10 protein-coding genes, 1 tRNA gene, 3 pseudogenes and 1 other annotated feature are annotated in these 14,400 nt (G+C 69.5%); of the genes and pseudogenes, 6 read left to right on the top strand and 8 right to left on the bottom strand.

Annotated elements, in window-relative coordinates; genetic code table 11:
• Positions 1-40: 40 nt before the first annotated feature.
• Both SSBG_RS15400 and dcd read right to left on the bottom strand, forming a co-directional pair.
• On the bottom strand, positions 41-541 hold the full coding sequence (locus SSBG_RS15400; RefSeq protein ID WP_008747026.1) for a phosphoribosyltransferase: 501 nt from the start codon (positions 539-541) through the stop codon (positions 41-43).
• Between the two features lie 5 nt (positions 542-546).
• Positions 547-1,122 carry a dCTP deaminase gene (gene dcd, locus SSBG_RS15395; RefSeq protein WP_007825046.1) on the bottom strand — a complete coding sequence of 192 codons (576 nt, stop codon included), beginning with the start codon at positions 1,120-1,122 and terminating at the stop codon, positions 547-549.
• Between the two features lie 382 nt (positions 1,123-1,504).
• Here dcd and SSBG_RS15390 point away from each other — a divergent pair.
• The 3 genes from SSBG_RS15390 (at position 1,505) to SSBG_RS15380 (ending at position 4,217) form a co-directional block, all read left to right on the top strand.
• Positions 1,505-1,578 (top strand) — tRNA-Gly (locus SSBG_RS15390).
• A 366-nt stretch (positions 1,579-1,944) separates the two neighbouring features.
• Positions 1,945-3,837, top strand: coding sequence for a hypothetical protein (locus SSBG_RS15385; protein ID WP_234010543.1), 1,893 nt, complete (start codon positions 1,945-1,947; stop codon positions 3,835-3,837).
• Between the two features lie 2 nt (positions 3,838-3,839).
• Positions 3,840-4,217 (top strand): hypothetical protein, encoded by a 378-nt coding sequence (locus SSBG_RS15380; protein WP_234010751.1) that lies wholly within the window; start codon positions 3,840-3,842, stop codon positions 4,215-4,217.
• A gap of 56 nt (positions 4,218-4,273) precedes the next feature.
• Here the strand turns inward: SSBG_RS15380 and SSBG_RS15375 are convergent.
• Positions 4,274-5,424, bottom strand: a pseudogene (locus SSBG_RS15375) (tyrosine-type recombinase/integrase).
• Positions 5,424-5,642, bottom strand: coding sequence for an excisionase family DNA-binding protein (locus SSBG_RS15370; protein WP_037869844.1), 219 nt, complete (start codon positions 5,640-5,642; stop codon positions 5,424-5,426). The pseudogene SSBG_RS15375 and the gene SSBG_RS15370 overlap by 1 nt, the downstream one beginning before the upstream one ends.
• Before the next feature lie 146 nt (positions 5,643-5,788).
• On the opposite strand from SSBG_RS15370, the pseudogene SSBG_RS15360 reads away from it, so the two are divergent.
• Positions 5,789-7,023, top strand: a pseudogene (locus SSBG_RS15360) (IS3 family transposase).
• Positions 6,067-6,195 (top strand) — a sequence feature (AL1L pseudoknot). It overlaps the preceding pseudogene by 129 nt.
• Positions 7,024-7,322: 299 nt before the next feature.
• Here SSBG_RS15360 and SSBG_RS34760 read toward each other — a convergent pair.
• Together SSBG_RS34760 and SSBG_RS15350 are read right to left on the bottom strand one after the other, a co-directional pair.
• Positions 7,323-7,949 carry a hypothetical protein gene (locus tag SSBG_RS34760; RefSeq protein ID WP_234010542.1) on the bottom strand — a complete coding sequence of 209 codons (627 nt, stop codon included), beginning with the start codon at positions 7,947-7,949 and terminating at the stop codon, positions 7,323-7,325.
• 331 nt (positions 7,950-8,280) lie between these two features.
• Positions 8,281-8,673 (bottom strand): hypothetical protein, encoded by a 393-nt coding sequence (locus tag SSBG_RS15350; protein WP_234010541.1) that lies wholly within the window; start codon positions 8,671-8,673, stop codon positions 8,281-8,283.
• A gap of 661 nt (positions 8,674-9,334) precedes the next feature.
• On the opposite strand from SSBG_RS15350, the pseudogene SSBG_RS15345 reads away from it, so the two are divergent.
• Positions 9,335-9,598 (top strand): annotated as a pseudogene (locus tag SSBG_RS15345) (phosphopyruvate hydratase); the annotation flags it as partial.
• Between the two features lie 153 nt (positions 9,599-9,751).
• Here the strand turns inward: SSBG_RS15345 and SSBG_RS15340 are convergent.
• A complete protein-coding gene (locus SSBG_RS15340) occupies positions 9,752-10,789 on the bottom strand; it encodes an aldo/keto reductase (protein ID WP_008747017.1) in 1,038 nt (345 codons plus the stop codon).
• Between the two features lie 276 nt (positions 10,790-11,065).
• Between SSBG_RS15340 and SSBG_RS15335 the strand changes: the two genes are divergently transcribed.
• Positions 11,066-12,580: a cryptochrome/photolyase family protein gene (locus tag SSBG_RS15335; RefSeq protein WP_008747016.1), complete on the top strand. Its 1,515-nt coding sequence runs from the start codon at positions 11,066-11,068 to the stop codon at positions 12,578-12,580.
• 320 nt (positions 12,581-12,900) lie between these two features.
• Here SSBG_RS15335 and SSBG_RS15330 read toward each other — a convergent pair whose 3' ends face one another.
• Positions 12,901-14,070, bottom strand: coding sequence for a spore photoproduct lyase family protein (locus tag SSBG_RS15330; protein ID WP_008747015.1), 1,170 nt, complete (start codon positions 14,068-14,070; stop codon positions 12,901-12,903).
• Between the last annotated feature and the right edge of the window lie 330 nt (positions 14,071-14,400).

Here is a 14,400-nt window from a genome sequence, read left to right as displayed (position 1 = left end):
CGGAGGTGTTCGGCGGGCCCCTTCGCGTACGTGACCGTGCTCAGGCGTCCAGCACCTGGTCGTCGCGGCGCACGACGGGCGGCAAGACACTCCAGGGGAAATTGATCCAGTCGTCGGTGCGCTTCCACACGTACTCGCACTTGACGAGGGACTGGGACTTCTCGTAAATGACGGCGCTGCGGACCTCGGCGACGTGCGCGACGCAGAAATCGTGCACGAGCTTGAGGGTCTTGCCCGTATCGGCGACATCGTCAGCGATAAGAACCTTCTTATTGCTGAAACCGATGGCGTTGGGAACGGGGGCGAGCATCACCGGCATTTCAAGCGTGGTGCCAACACCCGTATAGAATTCGACGTTTACGAGATGAATGTCCTTCACGTCGAGGGCGTAGGCGAGACCACCGGCGACGAAGACGCCGCCGCGCGCGATGGAGAGCACGATGTCGGGCTCGTAGCCGTCGTCGGCGATGGTCTGCGCGAGCGCGCGCACGGCGCCGCCGAAGTCCTCGTACGAAAGCTCTTCGCGCTGGGCGCTGTTCACGTCCGTCACACCTCGGTCCGGTGGAAATTCAGGTAGGAACGGGAGGCGGTGGGCCCCCGCTGGTCCTGGTAGCGCGAGCCGTACCGCTCCGAGCCGTAGGGGAACTCGGCGGGCGAACTCAGCTGGAACAGGCACAGCTGCCCGATCTTCATGCCGGGCCAGAGCTTGATCGGCAGCGTCGCCAGATTCGACAGCTCTAGAGTGACGTGCCCGGAGAAACCCGGGTCGATGAAACCGGCCGTGGAATGCGTGACGAGCCCGAGCCGCCCGAGCGAGCTCTTTCCCTCAAGACGCGAGGCGAGATTATCGGGCAGCGTGACGACCTCGTACGTCGAGGCGAGCACGAATTCCCCCGGGTGCAGGATGAACGGCTCGTCGCCCTCGGGCGAGACCTGCCGCGTGAGATCCACCTGCTCGACGGCGGGGTCGATATGGGGGTACCGATGGTTCTCGAACACCCGGAAATACCGGTCGAGACGCACATCGACACTGGAGGGCTGGATCATCGATTCGTCGAACGGATCGATCCGTACCCGACCGGCATCGATCTCGGCCCGGATGTCCTTGTCTGAGAGAAGCACGCGTCAAGGGTACGGCCCGCCCCGCGCGGGGCCGGGCCCCACCCCGCTCAGCGCGCCCCGGCCTCCACCGGAACCGCGTACCTCAACCGCGCACACCTCGGGCACCGAACCAACCGCCCCGGCCCGATCCGCGCGGCCCCGAGCCGCCGCATCGGAAACGAGGACGTGGCAAACACATGCCCCTCAGCACATCGCACGACGGTGTCCCCCATCAACCAACAGGCCCCTTCCACCACCCGACAACCCCGGACGAACGCCACATTACGCCCCACCCCCACCATCCCCCGCACCCTACCCCCGCCCCGATACGGTAGAGTTCCCCCCAACGAAACACCCCACAACCACCAGACCCCCATCTGGTAGGCTGCGGGAGTATTTCTACGCGGGTGTAGTTTAATGGTAGAACATGAGCTTCCCAAGCTCAGAGCGCGAGTTCGATTCTCGTCACCCGCTCCATAGAAAAGCCCCAGGTCGATGGCCTGGGGCTTTGTTGTTGTCTAGACCTCTTTATGGGCGGCGTGCCCTCTGCGTGCCCCATCTCCAGCCGTGGGGACGCCTCGGCGCCGTTCTCGGTCCATGGAGGCCACCCCGGGTAGGGCTCCGAAAGGCAGCGCACGCGACACCGGGCCACTGCGTCGAACCAACCGTGTCGTCAGCATGCGCGAGCACGTTTACCGCCCACTTTCAAGGTGCCGATGAATCGCCGCGTGTCGGCCGACGCTGAGATGTTTCTGAGCCAGACAGGAGCATTCACCAGCAAAGCAGGGGCCACATGCCTCAAGGTGTGGCTCTCGTAAGAAGCGTCCTCGGGGGAGGTTGCGTATGCCGCTGCTGTCGTGGCGAGCGGTAGCGCCGCACAGAAGCGGCGAGCACCACAGCGGCCCGCATAGAGCGGACGCCTTCCCCGGTATTCCTGTGGCCACCGGGACCGGAAAGCCCATCGCTTACGTGCCCGGGCAGCGCGCCGCCCGGACCGAGTACGCGAAACGTGACGACGTGCCGAGCAATAACTCGGTCATCCGAGGGATGGCTAGCTCCGTGCACGCACGGGTCAACCGCATCGGGCAAGCGCAGGACAGGCTGGGCCGTTGGCAGGACAGGATTCAAGGCAGGCCGGCGCGTCCCATCCGGGCTCTGGACGAGTTCACTGGCGAGACCCTCGCGCAGTGGGCCCTGACGAACGTGCTGTACGCGCGCAAGCGGCCGGCACCGTCCTTCGGGTTCGGGCTGGCGCCAGTGCTCACGCACAGCGTTGCGGCACGACGACAGCGTCGTCTCCGGGGCACGCTGCTGCTGGCAACGCTTGTCTACCTCGGAGGCTCCCACCCAAGTGGGATGGCAGCGATTCTCGCCGCCGTTTTGCTGTGCCAGTTCTTCGCCGGGCGAGCCGGCCGGACGATTTTGCGCTGGGGCTCCAACGGGCTCGTCCCGGCTCTCCTTCTCGCTGCGGCTCTGTTCGCCCTCTGGAGTTTCGCCAAGCCACATCTCCCGATCCTGCGTGAGGCCGTCCTGGAGGGATTACTGGTCGCGCCGCGTCTGCTGTTCGCCGTCACTGCGCTTCATCTGCTTGACCGCTGGGCGTGTCACGCCTACGTGCAGTCGCTGCGTCCCGGCCGTCACCACATCGCCAGGCGTCCCTTCCTCGCGCCGTTCGCTGCCAAGAGAATCGCGGCGCACGAGGTCACCGAGCAGTGGCAGAGCATCGCCTACCGCAAGGAAGGCCGGGTGGATCGCTTCGTCGGAGCCGGCCTCGACTCGTGGCCGAAGGGCGCGACCCGTATCCAGCTCACGTCAGCCCGCACCATCGAGGATGAAGAAAACGACCGGTCCCTGGCCGCAGAGGACATGCCCGACCTCGACGCGAGTCAGAAATTCGAGGCGGACGAGCTGCTCGTCAAGGTGCGCGACGAGTTGAAGCGGCTCCGGGGAGCGCTCGTTGAAACCCACGCCTTGCCCAATTGTGATGTGGCCGAGTACCTCGGCATCCCCGAGGACCGGTGGAAGAGCTTGAGCCAGAGCAGTGGTGGGGGCGGTGCCAAGTCGGAGTGGCCGGAGGCCACTGAGATGTGCACGGAAGCCCGGGGGGCGCCCACCGGGCACTTCTCCCGGAGATACCTCGCGGCGCAGGTCGTCGCCTGGGACGGCCAAGTCGTCGTCACTGTCTTCGCCCATGCTGCTCTGGAAGGCAACACGCTGCACTTCGTCACCCGCCCCCACGTCCTGGCACCGCTGCTTCCCTCGGCGAACGTAACGCCCGCCAGGGGCTGGGATCTCGCCAGGAGACTTGCAGAAACACCGCTCCATGCCTGCGAAGATACCGTCGCGCTCGCGTCCCGGGCCTACACGACTATCGGACGCGGCCTCGGGCTGCTGACCGCCGTGACGACGGCCGCTGTCGCCGTCCGCGAGAAGGACGACGGACGGCCGGTGAGCCTGAGAGAGCACGGCGGTCGGGAGACCACTGAGGACATGCACCACACCGAGGACGTGCAGCGCTATGTGTCGATCCTGCAATCGCGGATGTTCAGCACGGTGCGCGCCTTCCTCGCCGACCGCGGTCTGGCGACCGCCGAGTTCACACGCCAGACCATCGCCATCACTCAGAACTACATCGAAGGAGACAACAACCAGGTCAACACCGGCAACATGGGCGGTGGCATGCAACAAGGCCCGCCGCCCGCCGGTCCGGCGAACAGAACCGAGAAGGCAGGTTGATCGTGAGGTTCGGTCGAGCAAACGCTGGTGGCACCAACGTCACCGGCAGCGGTAACCAGGTCAACACCGGCAGAGTCGGTGGCGACATGCGCCAAGTCCACGTCTCGGGACCTGCGGCAAGCGATCCCCGACTGCTGGCCGCACAGGCCAGACTCACCGAGTTGGAAGCCGCCCTCGACACCCACGCTGACGAGGTGCACAGCATCGACAGTTGCCGCCGGGCTGTGGCCAGAATTGACGAGGAACTCAGCACGCCGGCACCGGACGGCCGCCGCCTCACCGAAAATCTGGAGATGCTGAGCCTCGCGCTCGGGTCCGCCACATCTCTGACTTCGCTCGCTGGTTCGCTCCGTAGCGCGATCGAGGCACTTCTCAGCTGAGGTCAAGGGGCCGGGACTTCGTGGGGCAGGGCCGGCTGGCCCTGCCCCACGCGCGCCTATTCCTGTCCCCGATTCGAGCGGAGCGCTTCCGCCGTCTTCCGACGTCCCTCCCTCACCAGAGCGTCGATGCCCTCCGCCACCTCCCGCTGCCGTTCCCCGTCCGAGTGCTGGTAGATCAGCGCCGCCTTCTCCGAGGACTGGCCGGCGCGGACCATCGTGTCCTTGAGGGTGGCGCCGGACTGCGTCGACAGAGTGTGGCCCGTGTGGCGGAGGTCGTAGAAGCGGAAGCTCTCCGGGAGCCCGACCTGGGCGCGGGCCTTGCGCCACTTGCGGCCGAAGGTGGAGCGACGGAACGGGGCCTTGCGCTCGCCGACGAAGAGGAGGCCGTCCGGCTCCTTCTCCGCGTACCAGTCCAGGTGGCGCTTCACCTCGGTGTACAGGAAGCCGGGAAGGAAGACGGTACGTCGTCCGGCGGCCGACTTCGTGTCGCCCTCGACCCGGCGTCCCGTGGTCAGCTCCGGCGCGGCCTCCCTGATCCTGACCGCGAGCGGGTCGAGCGTGACGTCGGTCCGGCGCAGAGCCGCCTGCTCCTCCGGCCACATGGGACCGTAGGCGCCGAAGTACACCATCAGCCGCCACCTCGGCCCCATGGCGTCGGCGAGCGCGTCGACCTCCGCGACGGACGCCGTGGGTCGCTCCTTGGCCCGCTCGCTGCCTCCGCCCTTGATACGGCAGGGGTTGCGACGGATCAGTTCGTCGTCGGCGGTTCCATGACGGCCTTCAGGAGGCGGTACGACTTGGCGACCGTCGTAGCGCCGGTCGCCTCCAGCCGCTCGGCTCGCCAGGTGCGTACGGCGGGCGGAGTGATGGCGTCCAGGTTCGTGGTGGCGAAGGTGGGCAGCAGGTGGAGCCGCAGGAGCCTGCGGTAGAGCTCCTCCGCGGTCGCCGAGAGACCGCGCTCCTTGATCCACCGGGTCGCGTACGTGGCGAAGTCGACCGCGCCCGCCTCGGGGTCGACCCAGTGCTTGCGCTCAATGTCAGCCTGGGTGAGCGTGAGCCAGGTCTGGGCGTCGGTGCGCGTCTCGAAGGTCTCCGGGGCGGTCCGCCGACTACCGTCCGGGGCCCAGTAGCGGGCCTGCCAGCGCCCGGAAGGCAGTTGACGTACGGTGCCGAACTCGCGCCGCCGCTGCGGCTTGCGGGCGGCCATCAGACGGCCTTCCGGTAGCGCGCACGCTCGTCACGGGCAGTGGGCACGGTGTGCTCGGCGACGTAGGCAGTCAGGGCGCTTTCCGGTATGCGGACCGGCTTGCCGAGCTTCACGTAGCGGATGCGGCGTTCCTGGATGAGCCGGCGGATGAAGCGGACGCCTGTGCCGAGGCGTTCGGCGGCCTGGTCCACCGTGAGGAGCGGGTCGTGGGTGTTCACCTCCTCTCGCCGAGGGGATCGGGTGGAGGCGTGCGGTATCGCCTGGTGGGGCAAGGGGTGCTCCGGTTCTGGCCGAGGAGCGGAGCGGCAACTCTGAACCACCCCGGGTTTGATGGAGACCATCAAGACCCGGAAGGATGCCGATCATGGCTGCTCCCCGTAAGTACCCCGATGAACTGCGTGAACGCGCGACACGTCTGGCCGTCGAGGCCCGCGAGGACCCGGTCGGCCGGGCCGGCGCGATCAAGCGGATCGCCGACCAGCTGGATGTGCACCCTGAGGCTCTGCGGGGCTGGGTCAAGCGGGCCGAGATCGACGAGGGCACCGTGCCCGGCACCACCAGCGCGGAGGCCGCCCGGATCGCGGAGCTGGAGCGGGAGGTGAAGGAACCGCGGCGGGCGAACGCGATATCGAAGTCCGCCTCGGCTTTCTTCGCAGCGGAGCTGGACCGTCCACCGCGATGAAGGTCGCCTACATCGACCAGTACAAGGAGACGTTCGGCGTCCAGCCGATCTGCGACGTCCTCGCCGAGACGGACGCGCCGATCGCGCCGAGCACCTACTACGCCGCCCACAACCGTCCGCCGTCGGCCCGCAGCCCGCGCGATGGCGAACTGACCGAGGACATACGCCGGATCCACGCCGACAACTACGGTGTCTACGGGGCTCGCAAGGTCCACGCCGCCCTGGTCCGCGAAGGAGTCGAGGTGGCCCGCTGCACGGTCGAACGCCTCATGCGGCAGGCAGGACTTCGCGGGGTGATCCGGACCAGGAGCCCGCGCACCACCCGCCCCGCTCCGGAGACCGACCGCCCGGCCGACCTGGTCGAGCGGCAGTTCACCGCAACTGCACCCAACCAGCTGTGGGTTGCCGACATCACCTGCATCAGGACCTTCGCCGGCCGGGTCTACGCGGCCTTCGTCATCGACGTGTTCTCCCGCATGGTCGTCGGCTGGCAGGTCGCCACCAGCCTCTACACCGACCTCGCGCCCGACGCGCTGGAGATGGCGATTTGGCGCCGCCGGCACACCGGTGCCGACCTCGCCGGCCTCACACATCACTCGGACCGCGGAGTTCAATACCGTGCCATTCGCTACACCGAACGCCTCGCCGACGAGGCGGCCGTGGCCTCGGTCGGCTCCAAGGGCGACTCGTATGACAACGCCCTCGCCGAGGCGTTCAACAGCCTGTTCAAGGCCGAGCTGATCCGCAACAAGGGCCCCTGGACGTCCATCAACGACGTCGAGATCGCGGTCGCCGAGTACGTCGACTGGTTCAACCAGCGACGCCTGCACGGCGAGCTCAGACACGTCACCCCGGCCGAGTTCGAGGCCGCCTATTACGCGGCCGAACCCCCTGCGTCACTCCAGAAAACCAGCTAACTCACTCTCCACGAAACCCGGGGCTTGACAGTTTGGCCGAACGCCTTGCTGGAAGGCCGAGCACTCGCGTCAGACGTCCCTTGAAAAGGGGTACGGAGAGATTCACCCATGCCAATACCGGAAAGACGCCGGGAAGATGGATGAAGGCACCTGAGGCTTTATCTAGTCTCGTCGGTGCGTCAATAATCGACGGGATGATCTCTTTCTCTTCACCCATTGGACAGCCCTTCCGCTTTCGTCGGCTGGGATCCCTTTCATGGGGAACCCCCTCCCATCGGGTAGGGGACGCCGTGGCCCCGCTACTTGTGGACTTCTGCAACCGGCGTAGTGCCGAATCCATTGGTCCAGGAGACATTCACGTGAGTCTTGGAGCTGAAGGTCACGGACCCCACGTTCGCCGTTGTCCACTTGATGTAGCCCCGCGCAGGAGCGGTCTTGCATCCACTGAACTTCGCGATATCCCAGACCTTGGGATTATCACTCTTGACGTTGTACTTGAAGGTGGCGAGAATGTTGCACTTCTTGCCGTCCTCGGGGAACTGGTAGGTGGTCGAATACCACGAATCCAGCTTCAGCCCCTTCCCCTTGAGTATCTGGCAGGTGTCGCCGTTGGCCGTGCACTTGGTGGAGCTCATCACGGAGATGGGAACACCCTCTTCGACGACCTCGGGGATAAGTTCCACAACCTTCGGATCCCTGCTCGAGGGGGCACCGTCAGAACCGTCCTCTGATACCGGAACGGTCAGACCGGCGTCGGTACCAGGGTCGTCTTCGGTCGAGATGGGGTCGTTCTCGGCGACACCAACGGAGGCGGAGGCCTCATGCCTCAGATCGTCGGAGGCCGAAGCGGAAGGGCCCGCCAGGGCAGCCACCACGGCGAAGGAAGCCGCCAGGACGAGTGCGGGTCTGGTTGCTCGCATCATCATCGCTCCTTACAGATTGCGCCCGATCCACTACAGATCGGGCTTTGGGTAGAGCTTTGCATGACCTGTGACTAGGCAGTGAAGATTTACTCATGGTTGGCGCAAACAGTCCCTACCGTGCGCCGAGCGACCTCGGAAGCGGAACCTCCTCTTGCTCAATCGAGGCAGCAATCGAGCAGAGAGAGGCGCCCTGCGTGATGGTTCGCGGAATCCGAAAGGAAGTCACTCACAGCAGTACCTGCGAACAGCGAGGGGCCGAAAAGAGCAGGGCTCAAATGGGCGGCGCTCAGACGCTGGACACCGGGCGCCGCAGGCACGCGGGTACCGGGTCCGCTCAGTGGCTGGCCTCCCGGCCGCGGTGCGGTCCGGACTCCTGCGGGCGGTGTGCCTGCTGTCTGTCCGTGCGCAGCACGCCGGTGTCGTCTCGGCCGGTTCTGCGGTTCGCGCGGGCGCGGGAGTTGTCGCCCACCCTGGCGATCGCCTCTTGCAGGCGGCGGAGCCGGTCGGCCGTGAGGTCGAGGGCTTCCACGTCCGTACGGGACTCTCGTAGAGCCCGCAACGCCGTCATATCGATCGCGTCCGGGGGCCCGGCGGCTGGCTCCTGGTCGTCGTGCCCGGGGTCGTCCGGCTCGGGCGCGAGCAGCTGCTCGGGCATCGCCGCCTGTTGGTGCGCGACGACGTCGTACGCGCGGCCCCGCGCGGCGGTGGCACGCAGCTTCTCGCGCACCACCGCACCCGCGAGGACGGCGCGCTCATACGGCAGCGGGATGCGGGGGATCTCCCACTCCCCCGCATCCTGACCTGGCGGCCAGTGCGCAGCCAGCTCACCGAGGTCGGCCGGGGGGCGCCTGTCGGGGTGGGCGCGGGGGCGGGTGGGCGGCGGCGGGCGGGGAGGTCGGACAGGGACCACCGGGCGGTGTAGAGGCGGTAGCCGGCTTCCAGGCCGCGGATCGTCTTCGGCTCGCTGATGTCCAGGCAGTGCGTGGAGATGGCGGCGGCCACGACCTGGTCGTCCAGGCCGGGGTCGCGGCGACGTCGACGGCCGCCAGGGCGACATCGACCACGGCGGCGACCCGGGCCCGGATCGCCGTGGCGGCTGCGCGGGCGTACTCGAGGAGGGAGATGATGACGTCGGCGGCGACACCCGAGGTGAGGATCGCGCTCGCCTTCCACCACGCGCGCAGTTGTCGGATCGCCGTGCCCCGAGGAGCGCCGAATGCGGATCGCCGTCATCCCTTCCCGAGGTCCCCCGGAGCGCGCGCCGCGTCTGCGGCCCCCCACCCGCGCCCTCGCACCCGTGACCTCCGAAGGGGACCTTATGCGCTGTTACGAATGCGATGCCGCCGGCCACGACACGAGCCCGGCGGTCGCCGTGTGCCGGCGCTGCGGTCACCGAGGCGCCGGAGGCGGTGCGGCTGTGCCGCGAGAACGGCTACGCGGCGCAGCCGCACCGCTCCGGGGAGACCTCCGACCCGTTCATCGCGGACCTCGCGGTCGCGACGGGCTGCGGGCAGCTGAAATCGGGCACGCCCGCGCGCGGCGAACGGGTCGCCAAGTACAACCGGCTGCTGGAGATCGCGCGGTCGCGGCCGGAGCTGGCGTACGAGCCGGCGCGGGGAGGGGAGGCGCGGGAGCGATACGACTGCGGGTGAGGGCGCGGGCGGCGGTGCGGGCCGGGCGGAGCGGGAAGCGGCGTCCGTGGGGCGGCCCGCTCCGTGGGTCACCGCGAGGCCCGTCCCCGTACGCCCGTGGGTCCGTACGTGTGCGGGGCCCGCCGTCCCCGCCGCCCTCGGCGGGCCCGGCGCTCAGGCCGCCGGGTCCGTCGCCGAACGCTGGGGCGCCGGGCGCCTGCGCAGCCCCGGGTCCGTGAGGGCCGGGGGCTGGAAGACCATGTCCATGCGGCCGACGTCCGTCCCCGGCGGGACGATCGCGTCGATCTCGTCCAGCACCTCGTCGCTCAGCGCGACGCCGGCGCCCGCGAGGAGGTCGTCCAGGTGCGCCTTCGTGCGCGGGCCGATGATCGCCGAGGTCACGCCCGGGTGGGCGAGGACGAAGGCCATCGCCATGTGCGTGAGCGAGATGCCGGTCTTCTCCGCGAGCGCGAGGAGCCGTTCGACCGCGTCGAGGCGCCGCTCGTCGCCCAGGTACGCGAACATGCCCTCGCGCCGTCCGTCCGAGCTCTGGCCCTTGCGGTAGCGGCCCGTGAGCTGGCCGCCCGCGAGCGGGCTGAACACGAGCGTCCCCATGCCGTACTTCTCCGCCACCGGCAGGATCTCGCTCTCGATGCTCCGGTCGAGAATCGAGTAGTTCGGCTGCTCGGTGCGGAAGCGGTGCAGTCCGTACCGCTCGGCCGTCCACTGGGCCTCCACCAGGTACGAGGCCGGGAACGACGAGGTGCCGATCGCGCGCGCCTTGCCCGCCCGCACGAAGTCGGTGAGCACCGAAAGGGTTTCCTCGATGTCAGTGTCCGGGTCGGGTCGGTGGATCTGGAAGAGGTCCACGTGGTCCGTGCCGAGCCGGCGCAGCGAGTCCTCCAGGGCCCGCGTCAGCCAGCGGCGCGAGTTCCCGCGCATGTTCGGGTCCTCGCCCATCGGCAGGTGCGCCTTCGTGGCGAGCACGACGCCGTCCCTGCGGCCCTTGAGCGCCTTGCCGACGATCTCCTCGGTCTCGCCCTGCGCGTAGAAGTCGGCGGTGTCCACGAAGTTGATCCCGGCGTCGAGCGCCTGGTGGATGATCCGCACGGAATCCTCGTGGTCCGTGTTCCCGTGCGCCCCGAACATCATCGTGCCGAGGGCGTAAAGGCTGACCTTCATTCCTGTCCGGCCAAGGGGTCGGTAGTGCATGGTGAAGCCCCTGACAGAAAACGGAACAACGTTCAGTCCCGACAATACGGAGCGATGTTCCGCATTGCAAGCGGTGCGCGGCCGGGCGAGTCGGGGGCGGGGGCGGGGCGGACGGGGTGGGCCGGGCGGGGTCCCCCCGGAGCGCGCTCGGGCGGGTCGGGGGGGTTCCGTCGGTTTCCAGACGGTTCGGGCCGGTTCGGCGGGGCCCCGGGGTGTCGGGGCGGTCGGGCCCTCGCCTCCTGACAGCATCCGAAGCCCCTGCGGAGAGGCGCTTCCATGCCCGCCGGCCCCCGCCCGCACTGGCTCTTCGGCGACCAGCTCGGGCCCCACTTCCTCAGCCCCGGCCACGACGGCCCGGACGCCGGGGCACCCCTCGTCATGATCGAGGCGCGTTCCGTGCTGCGCCGCCGCGTCTTCCACCGCGCGAAGGCGCACCTGGTGCTGTCGGCGATGCGGCATCGCGCCCGCGAACTGGGCGACCGCGTCACGTACGTCCGCGCCGAGACGTACGCCGAGGGGCTGCGGCAGGTCTTCGGGAAACGGCGGCCTCGGCTCACGGTCTGCCACCCGACCTCGCGGCGCGCGCTCGGTCTCGTCCATCGCCTGGGGGACATCGAGGTCCTCCCCGCGAAGGGCTTTCTCGTACCCCAGACGGATTTCGCCCAATGGACGGGGGAACGGCCGCATTTGCGGCTTGAGGATTTCTATCGCTGGGTACGTCAGCGGCATGACCTGCTCATGGAAGGCGAGCGGCCCGTCGGTGGCCGCTGGAACCTCGACCACGACAACCGCGAGCCCCCGCCGCGCGGCACCGAGCGGCTCGACGCGCCCGCGCCCTCACGCCCGCGCGAGGACGACATCGACGAGGAGGTGCGGCAGGATCTCGACCGCTGGGAGCGCGCGGGCGAGGTCTCCTTCGTCGGCCGTGACGGGCCGCGCCTGTTCCCGGCGACCCGTCGCGAGGCCCGCGCCGCGCTGCGCCGCTTCGTGCGGTACCGGCTGGCCGGCTTCGGCCCCTACGAGGACGCGATGCTCGCCGCCGACCCGGTGCTCAGCCACAGCCTGCTCTCGGCGCCCCTCAACCTCGGCCTCCTCGATCCGGCCGAATGCGCCGAACTGGCCGAGCGCGCCTACCGCGAGGGCGAGGCGCCGCTCAACTCCGTCGAGGGCTTCGTGCGGCAGATCGCGGGCTGGCGCGAGTACGTGTGGCAGCTGTACTGGCACTTCGGCGAGGACTACCGGAGCCTCAACGCCCTGCGGCACACCGCCCCGCTCCCCGAGTGGTTCCTGTCGCTGGACGCGGGGGCCGTGACGGCGAACTGCCTGTCCACCGTGCTCGCGCAGGTCCGTGACACCGGCTGGACGCACCACATCCCGCGCCTCATGATCCTCGGCAGCCGCGCCCTCCAGGACGGCTGGGACCCGGCGGCCGTCACCGACTGGTTCCACCGCTGCTTCGTGGACGGCTACGACTGGGTCATGCTGCCGAACGTCGTCGGCATGTCCCAGTACGCGGACGGGGGCCGCATGACGACGAAGCCGTACACCTCGGGCGGTGCCTACATTCACCGCATGAGCGACCTGTGCGGCCCCTGCGCCTACCGGCCCACCGAGCGCACCGGCCCGCACGCCTGCCCCTACACCGCCGGCTACTGGACCTTCCTCGACCGGCACCGCGCGCGCCTGGAGCACAACCACCGCACGGCGCGGGCGGTGAAGGGACTGGACCGGCTCGGCGACCTGGCGGAGGTACGGGCGGGGGTGGCGGAGCGGGGAGACGGGGCGCCCTGAGCGGCGGAAGCGGAGACGTGCTGCGGGGGGCGTGGGGGGGCTGTCGTGGCGGGGCCGTCGTGGCGGGAGGGCTTTGGAGCGGACACGCGGAGGGGGAAGGGCGAGGGAGGACGAGCGACGGGAGCGCGGCGCGGGTGAGGTGGCGAAGGGGAGGGCGCCGGAGGGGAGGGCGCCGGAGGGGAGGGCGCCGGAGGGGTGGACGCCGGAGGGGTGGACGCCGGAGAGGAAGGCGCCGAAGAGGAAGGCGCCGAAGAGGAAGGCGCCGGAGGGGAGGGCGTTGGAGGGGAGGGCGTTGGAGGGGAGGGCGTTGGAGGGCGTGGCTAGAAGGCGTAGCGGACGCGGAGCCAGGGGGTGTGCTCGGTGATCAGGGCCCGCAGGCGGTCGAGGGCGCGTGCCTTGACCGCGTAGGCGTACCGCACGTTCTCGGCGCCGTTCTGCGAGCGCTTCGCCTCCTGCGCCTCCGGCTGCCACAGCACGTCCTCGGCACGGGGGTGCCAGCCGAGGTTCACCTCGTGGAGCGCCCGGTTGTGCGTGAGCATGATGACCTCGGCGGCCGCCTGCTCCTTCACGGCGGTGGGCAGTACGTCGTCCAGGTGCGTAAGCAGTTCGGCCCAGTCGCGCTGCCAGCCGGGCCGCAGCACGACGGGCGACAGGTTGAAGTGCACCTCGTACCCGGCGTCGAGGAAGTCGCCTGCGGCCGCGATGCGTTCGGCGACGGGGCTCGTGCGCAGATCGAGGAGGCGTGAGTCGGCGGCGGGCATGAGGGAGAAGCGGATACGGGTACGGCCGCGCGGCTCGTAGCCGAGCAGGTCGGGGTTGACGAACTTCGTGGCGAAGGAGGCTTTGGCGTCGTGCAGTTCACGGAAGGCGGCGACGAGTTCCGCCGTGCTGTCGCACAGCAGCGCGTCCACCGAGCAGTCGCCGTTCTCGCCGATGTCGTAGATCCAGGCGTGCGGGTCGCACTGGTTCGGTTCGCGCTTGGGGCCGAGACGGCGGACGTGGCGGGCGACGGCTCCGGCGATCGCGTCGGTGTTCGTGAACAGGGTGACCGGGTTCGCGTAGCCCTTGCGGCGCGGCACGTAGCAGTAGGCGCAGGCCATGGCGCAGCCGTTCGACGCGCCCGGCGCGATCCAGTCGGCGGAACGGCCGTTGGGACGGACGGTGAGGCTCTGGCGCACACCGAGGACGAGCACCTCGGTCTTGATACGGGTCCAGCGGGCCACGTTGGTCTCGTCGCCGTGCAGGGCGGGGATGCGCCAGTGGCTCGCCACCTCGGTCACCGGCACCCCGGGCAGCGCGGCGAGAACGCGTCGCCCGTGCGGCGAGTCGCGGGCGGCGGGCTCGGCGTACACGTGGCGGATGCGGGCCATGCGGCGGGCGCGGGCGCTCGTGCGGAACGGGTGCGGCGGCGTCGGAGGGCGGTGCCCCTCGGTCGCCTCGTCCCAGGCGAAGAGCGGCTCCTGCCCCTCGGCCGGTGGGAGGGCGGGCACGGGTGGTCGGTCCCTTTCTGACGCGCGGGGGGCGGGCTGGTGTCGGCGCGGATCCGCTCGCGGGGGCGGTTCCCACCGGCGCGGACTCGCGGACGGGGCGGCTGCCCCTCGTAGGGAAAGCCTGCCACGCGCGGGGGGGCCGGAACGGGGGTTCGGGGGGCGCGCGCCGAGAGGTGACGGTGGTAGGCGCGCGGGCGAGCGGGTGGGCGGCGCGCGCGAGCGGCGGGGGCCGTCGGGTGTGCGCGGGGCGCGCACGCTCTCGGGCGGGCCGGTACGCCTCGCGCGGGTGTACGCCCCGCCGGGGACCCACTCGTACGCCGTCGCACAGCG

This window comes from Streptomyces sp. SPB074 (assembly GCF_000154905.1).
Classification (GTDB): domain Bacteria; phylum Actinomycetota; class Actinomycetes; order Streptomycetales; family Streptomycetaceae; genus Streptomyces.
Note: the sequence above shows the minus strand (reverse complement) of the source record. Positions and strands in the feature narration are given on the sequence as shown.